Origin of the sequence: Streptomyces sp. adm13(2018), from assembly GCF_008042145.1 — a bacterium.
Lineage (GTDB): Bacteria > Actinomycetota > Actinomycetes > Streptomycetales > Streptomycetaceae > Streptomyces.
In genome coordinates, this window is record NZ_RDBH01000129.1 from 1,406,823 (window position 1) to 1,413,203 (window position 6,381).

8 protein-coding genes are annotated in these 6,381 nt (G+C 74.3%); 6 read left to right on the forward strand and 2 right to left on the reverse strand.

Annotation, left to right across the window (positions count from 1 at the left end):
* Positions 1-57: 57 nt before the first annotated feature.
* Entirely contained in the window at positions 58-543 is a 486-nt protein-coding gene (locus EAO70_RS23160) for a Rieske (2Fe-2S) protein (protein WP_148004725.1), read from the reverse strand.
* A gap of 44 nt (positions 544-587) precedes the next feature.
* Positions 588-923, reverse strand: a complete 336-nt coding sequence (locus tag EAO70_RS23165; RefSeq protein ID WP_148004726.1) for a DUF952 domain-containing protein — start codon at positions 921-923, stop codon at positions 588-590.
* 110 nt (positions 924-1,033) lie between these two features.
* On the opposite strand from EAO70_RS23165, the gene EAO70_RS23170 reads away from it, so the two are divergent.
* From EAO70_RS23170 to der, 6 genes are all read left to right on the forward strand, one after another.
* Complete coding sequence (locus EAO70_RS23170) at positions 1,034-1,486, forward strand: YidB family protein (RefSeq protein ID WP_148004727.1); 453 nt, start codon at positions 1,034-1,036, stop codon at positions 1,484-1,486.
* Between the two features lie 148 nt (positions 1,487-1,634).
* Positions 1,635-1,997: a chorismate mutase gene (gene aroH, locus EAO70_RS23175; RefSeq protein WP_148004728.1), complete on the forward strand. Its 363-nt coding sequence runs from the start codon at positions 1,635-1,637 to the stop codon at positions 1,995-1,997.
* Positions 1,994-3,082, forward strand: coding sequence for a prephenate dehydrogenase (locus tag EAO70_RS23180; protein ID WP_148004729.1), 1,089 nt, complete (start codon positions 1,994-1,996; stop codon positions 3,080-3,082). Before aroH ends, EAO70_RS23180 begins: the two co-directional genes overlap by 4 nt.
* Before the next feature lie 347 nt (positions 3,083-3,429).
* The gene (gene cmk / locus EAO70_RS23190) at positions 3,430-4,104 is read left to right on the forward strand and encodes a (d)CMP kinase (RefSeq protein ID WP_148004731.1); all 675 of its coding nucleotides are present in this window, start codon (positions 3,430-3,432) and stop codon (positions 4,102-4,104) included.
* A gap of 53 nt (positions 4,105-4,157) precedes the next feature.
* Positions 4,158-4,745 carry a lysophospholipid acyltransferase family protein gene (locus EAO70_RS23195; protein WP_261993049.1) on the forward strand — a complete coding sequence of 196 codons (588 nt, stop codon included), beginning with the start codon at positions 4,158-4,160 and terminating at the stop codon, positions 4,743-4,745.
* A gap of 70 nt (positions 4,746-4,815) precedes the next feature.
* On the forward strand, positions 4,816-6,264 hold the full coding sequence (gene der / locus EAO70_RS23200) for a ribosome biogenesis GTPase Der (protein WP_148004733.1): 1,449 nt from the start codon (positions 4,816-4,818) through the stop codon (positions 6,262-6,264).
* Positions 6,265-6,381: the final 117 nt, after the last annotated feature.

Genomic DNA, 6,381 nt, shown 5'->3' on the forward strand with positions numbered 1-6,381 from the left:
CCGCCGGCGCGGGCTCCCCCCCCCCCCGGCCGGCCCGACCCCCGGGACGGCGCCGGACTACGCCAGGGTGATCGAGTCTCCCGAGACCGTGATCCGCTCCGGCGGCAGCGGGCGCGTCGCCGGGCCCGTCACCACCGCGGCGTCGGTGACGCTGAACCGGGAGCCGTGGCAGGGGCAGTCGATGGTGCCGTCCGCGACCTTGTTCACCAGGCAGCCCTGGTGGGTGCAGACCGCGGAGAACGCCTTGAAGTCTCCGGCCGTGGGCTGGGTGACGACCACCTTCTCCGCGGCGAAGACCTTGCCGCCGCCCACCGGGATGTCCGCCGTCGCGGCCAGACGCTCGCCGCCGGGGGCGGCCGAGGACGCTGGCGTGCTCGGCGCGCCCGTGTCCGCCGTGTCGCCCGGGGTGGCCGGGGCGTCGGTGGCCGTGCCGCCGTCGCCCCCGTCGTCCGAGCCGCAGCCCGCCGTCAGGGCCGCCGCGGCGACCAGGACGGTGCGGCGGCTCGCGGCGAGTGCGGTCGGGTGGGTGAGGCGTGAAGTCATACGGCCACCTTGGCGCCGCGGCACCGCGGGGCCCGGCAACACGCCTACGCCCGGGCCGTCAGCTCCCTCGCACGGCCCTCCGCGTCCCGCCGCACCTCCAGGACCCCGGTCACCGCCTCCCGCTCGATCGGCCCGTACACATGGGGGAAGAGCGTCGGTCCCGACCCCTCCCGGCGGACCTCCGCGGCCAGCCGCCCCTCGTCGATCACCAGGACCAGGAGCGGGCCGGGTGCGTCCCGGTAGTGGCTGTCGGCGATCAGGAGGGCCGCGGCCTCGTCCGGCGAACAGTGGACGAAGCCCTCGGCGGCGAGGGACGGCGGGGCGTACGGGGCATCGGGGGCGGCGGACCAGTCGGCCAGCGGTACGACGTGCAGGAGCATGCCGACAGTTCTACCGCGCGGGACCACCGGTCCGGCCGCTACCCCGAGTGGCGGAACGCGGCGGTTCGGGTGACATTGAGGCTGTTTCGAACCGGACGAAAGGCAGGACCATGGCGGGTAACGACCTCGGCAGTCTCCTCGGGAGCCTCCTCGGCGGCGGCGGAAGCGGCGGGCAGAGCGGCGGCGCCGGCGGCATCCTCGGCTCCCTGATCGGCGCGCTCGCCGGCGGACAGGGCGGTGCACAGGGCGGCGGCGCGGCCGGTGCGGGCGGTGCGTCGAACCCCCTCGGCGGGCTCCTCGACATGCTCACCAGGTCGGGCCTCACCGACCAGACCCGGTCCTGGGTCGGCACCGGCGAGAACCAGTCCGTCAGCGGAGCCCAGATCGCCGAGGCCCTCCCGGACGACACCCTGCAGCAGGTCGCCCAGGACGCCGGCGTCAGCCCCCAGGAGGCCGCCGACGAGATCGCCCGGTCGCTGCCGCAGGCCGTCGACAAGCTGACGCCGACGGGCTCGATGCCCCAGGGCTCCCTGGAGGACATCATCCGCGAGCAGCGGCTCTGACGGACGGACCGGTTCTCGCCGGTGCCCCGCAGACCCGGACACACGCTCACGGGCGCCCGTACTCCGTCTCGGAGGGCGGGCGCCCCGGCACGCCGTCCGGCCGCTGACTAGGCTGAACGGAGCACTGACGCAGGCGAAGGAGCACGACGTGGCGGTACGAGCGGTCCGAGGAGCCGTCCAGCTGGAGCGGGACGAGGCCGGGCACATGGGCGAGCAGGTCGAAGAGCTGCTCACCGCCGTCCTCGAACGCAACGGACTCGACGCCGACGACCTCATCAGCATCTGGTTCACGGCCACCCCGGACCTCCACAGCGACTTCCCCGCCGCGGCGGCCCGCCGCGCCGGCATCGTCGACGTCCCCCTGATCTGCGCACAGGAGCTCGACATCGAGGGCGCGATGCCGCGGGTCGTCCGCCTCCTCGCCCACGTCGAGACCGCACTCCCCAAGTCCCGGATCGCGCACGTCTACCTCGGCGCCGCGGCCGCCCTGCGCAAGGACATCGCCCAGTGAGAACAGCCCTCGTCATCGGCACCGGACTGATCGGCACCTCGGCCGCGATCGCGCTCGCGGGCCGCGGTGTCACCGTCCACCTGCGCGACCACGACCCCGCGCGGGCCAGCACGGCCGCCGCGCTCGGCGCCGGCACCGACGAGGCGCCCGAGGGCCCCGTGGACCTCGTCGTCGTCGCCGTGCCCCCGGCGCACGTGGCCGCCACCCTCGCCGAGACCATGGCCGCCGGGCTCGGCCGCGGCTACCTCGACGTGGCGAGCGTCAAGGGCGGCCCCAAGCGCGAGCTGGAGGCCCTGGGCCTCGACCTCTCCGCGTACATCGGATCGCACCCCATGTCCGGCAAGGAGCGCTCGGGCCCGCTCGCCGCGACGGCCGACCTCTTCGAGGGACGCCCCTGGGTGCTCACCCCCACCCGGGACACCGACACCGAGGTCCTCAACCTCGCCCTGGAGCTCGTGGCGCTGTGCCGGGCCGTGCCCGTCGTCATGGACGCCGACGCCCACGACCGCGCGGTCGCCCTGGTCTCCCACACCCCGCAGCTGGTGTCGTCGATGGTCGCCGCGCGCCTGGAGGAGGCCGACGAGTCGGCCGTGCGCCTGTGCGGGCAGGGCATCCGGGACGTCACCCGGATCGCGGCCTCCGACCCCCGTATGTGGGTCGAGATCCTCTCCGCCAACCCGGGCCCCGTGGCCGACGTCCTCTCCGGGGTCGCCGCCGACCTCGACGAGACCGTACGCGCCCTGCGCTCGCTGCAGTCCGCCGACGAGGACAAGCGCCGGGACGGCGCCTCGGGCGTCGAGGACGTGCTGCGCCGCGGCAACGCCGGCCGCTCCCGCGTCCCCGGCAAGCACGGCGCGGCGCCCACCGCCTATGAGACGGTCGCCGTCCTCATCAGCGACCGGCCGGGCGAGCTGGCCCGGATCTTCGCCGACGCGGGCCGCGCCGGGGTCAACATCGAGGACGTCCGCATCGAGCACGCGACGGGCCAGCAGGCGGGTCTCGTCCAGCTCATGGTGGAGCCCTCGGCGGCACCCGTGCTCGGCACGGCCCTGCAGGAGCGGGGCTGGGCCCTCCGCACGAGCTGACGCGCCGCCCCGCACGCGGGGGCGGCCCGCGAAGCCCGGCCAACCGCGCCGGTGCCCGCGACGCCCGCCCGTGCAGCCCGGCCAACCGAGCCGCTGCCCGCGACGCCCGCCCGTGCAGCCCGGCCACCCGCGCCGCCCCCGCCCGCGAAGCCCGGGACGCCGCACGCTCGCGGACGCGCCCCCGCCCGTGCCGCCCGCGACGGGGCGCGGCCCGTGGGGCGGGCGGGTCCGCCCGGCGGCCCCGCCCCCGCGGGCTGGGCCGAACGGGTGCCGGGGACTCGGTAACCTTGTGGAGGTCCCCCGCACTCCGCCGGGCCCGCCACTCACCCCAGGAAGGTGTTCCCACCGTGGAATCCGTGATCGTCGCCATCGACGGGCCCTCCGGCACGGGCAAGTCCAGCACCTCGAAGGCGGTCGCCGCCAAGCTGGGTCTGAGCTACCTCGACACCGGTGCCCAGTACCGGGCGATCACCTGGTGGATGATCAGCAACGGTGTGGACGTCCACGACGCCGAGGCCGTGGCCAACGCCGCCGCCAAGCCCGTGATCGTCTCCGGCACCGACCCGGCGCGGCCCACCATCACCGTCGACGGCGCCGACGCGGCCGGACCCATCCGTACCGACGAGGTCACCTCCAAGGTCAGCGCCGTCAGCGCCGTCCCCGAGGTGCGGAGCCTCATCACCGAGCTCCAGCGGTCCATCGCCCGCGGCGCCGAGCACGGCATCGTCGTCGAGGGCCGGGACATCGGCACCACCGTGCTGCCCGACGCCGACCTCAAGATCTTCCTCACCGCCTCGCCCGAGGCCCGCGCCGCCCGCCGCTCCGGCGAGCTCAAGGGCGTCGACGTACAGGCCACCAAGGAAGCCCTGGTCAAGCGGGACGCCGCCGACTCCAGCCGGAAGACCTCGCCGCTCGCCAAGGCCGGCGACGCCGTCGAGGTCGACACCACCGAGCTCACCCTCGACCAGGTCATCGAGTGCGTCGTCACCCTGGTGGACGAGAAGCGCGGAGCCGCCAAGTGACCCTGCCCTCGGAGAGGGGCGCCGCCGTCGGCAGACGCATCGGGATCGGGCTGATGTACGGCTTCTGGAAGCCGCGCGTGCTCGGCGCCTGGCGGGTGCCGGCCTCCGGCCCCGCGATCTTCGCCGTCAACCACGCGCACAACATCGACGGCCCCATGCTCATGGGCACCGCACCGCGCCCCGTGCACTTCCTCATCAAGAAGGAGGCGTTCGTCGGCCCGCTCGGCAGCTTCCTGGAGGGCATCGGGCAGCTCAAGGTGGACCGCCACGGCACCGACCGCACCGCGATAGGCAACGCCCTGGGCGTCCTGGAGCAGGGCGGCGTCCTCGGGATCTTCCCCGAGGGCACCAGGGGAGAGGGCGACTTCGCCTCGCTCCGCTCGGGCCTGGCGTACTTCGCCGTCCGCAGCGGTGCGCCGATCGTCCCGGTGGCCGTGCTGGGAAGCACCGAGCGCCGCGGACGGTTGGTCAAGGCACTGCCTCCGCTGCGCGGCCGTGTCGACGTCGTCTTCGGTGACGCCTTCGAGGCGGGTGACGGCTCCGGCCGCCGCACGCGCAAGGCGCTCGACGAGGCCACCGTACGGATCCAGGGGAAGCTCACCGACCACCTGGAAAACGCCAGGCGCCTCACGGGACGCTGAGCGAGACTTTCAGTAGTGGGCCCCGCGGCCCGGGGACCCACCGACCACGAATGATCAAGGAACGGACTTCATGAACGACCAGCACGACCACGGGGCACTTGGCGACGCCGAGTACGCGGAGTTCATGGAGCTCGCCTCCGAAGAGGGCTTCGACGCCGAAGAGGTCGAGGGCGCGATCGAGGAGGCCGGCCACGGCCCGCTCCCCGTCCTCGCCGTCGTCGGCCGTCCGAACGTCGGCAAGTCGACCCTGGTGAACCGCATCATCGGCCGCCGCGAGGCCGTCGTCGAGGACAAGCCGGGCGTCACCCGCGACCGCGTCACCTACGAGGCGGAGTGGGCAGGCCGCCGCTTCAAGGTCGTCGACACCGGCGGCTGGGAGCAGGACGTCCTCGGCATCGACGCCTCCGTCGCCGCCCAGGCCGAGTTCGCCATCGAGGCCGCCGACGCCTGCCTCTTCGTCGTGGACGCCACCGTCGGCGCCACCGACACCGACGAGGCCGTCGTCAAGCTGCTGCGCCGCGCCGGGAAGCCGGTCGTCCTCGCCGCCAACAAGGTCGACGGACAGTCCGGCGAGGCCGACGCCGCCACGCTGTGGTCCCTGGGCCTCGGCGAGCCGTTCCCCGTCTCCTCGCTGCACGGCCGCGGCACCGGCGACCTCCTCGACGAGGTTCTGAAGAAGCTGCCCGAGGCCCCCGAGCAGCGCTTCGGCAACGCCGTCGGCGGCCCGCGCCGCATCGCCCTCATCGGCCGCCCGAACGTCGGCAAGTCCTCGCTGCTCAACAAGGTGGCGAACGAGGACCGCGTCGTCGTCAACGAGCTGGCCGGCACCACCCGCGACCCGGTCGACGAGCTGATCGAGCTCGGCGGCGTGACGTGGAAGTTCGTCGACACCGCGGGCATCCGCAAGAAGGTCCACCTCCAGGAGGGCGCGGACTACTACGCCTCCCTGCGGACGGCCGCCGCCGTCGAGAAGGCCGAGGTGGCCGTCATCCTCATCGACACCACCGACAACATCTCGGTCCAGGACCAGCGCATCATCACGATGGCGGTCGAGTCGGGCCGCGCCATCGTCATCGCCTACAACAAGTGGGACGAGCTCGACGAGGAGCGCCGCTACTACCTGGAGCGGGAGATCGAGACCGAGATGCAGCAGGTCGCCTGGGCGCCCCGCGTCAACGTCTCCGCCAAGACCGGCCGCCACATGGAGAAGCTGGTCCCGGCCATCGAGACCGCGCTCGCCGGCTGGGAGACCCGCGTCCCCACCGGCCGGCTCAACGCCTTCCTCGGTGAGATCGTCGCGGCGCACCCGCACCCGATCCGCGGCGGCAAGCAGCCCCGCATCCTCTTCGGCACCCAGGCGGGCACCAAGCCGCCCCGGTTCGTGCTCTTCGCCTCCGGCTTCCTGGAGGCCGGCTACCGCCGCTTCATCGAGCGCCGCCTCCGCGAGGAGTTCGGCTTCGAGGGCACCCCGATCCACATCTCGGTGCGCGTGCGCGAGAAGCGCGGCCGCAAGAAGTAGGCCCGGTCGTCGGGCCGGGACACGGCGGAGGGCCGGGGCGATCGCCCCGGCCCTCCGCCGTGTCCCCCCGGTACGCCCTCCGCGCTAGACGCCCCGCCGGGGGCCGGGGGGCAGCGC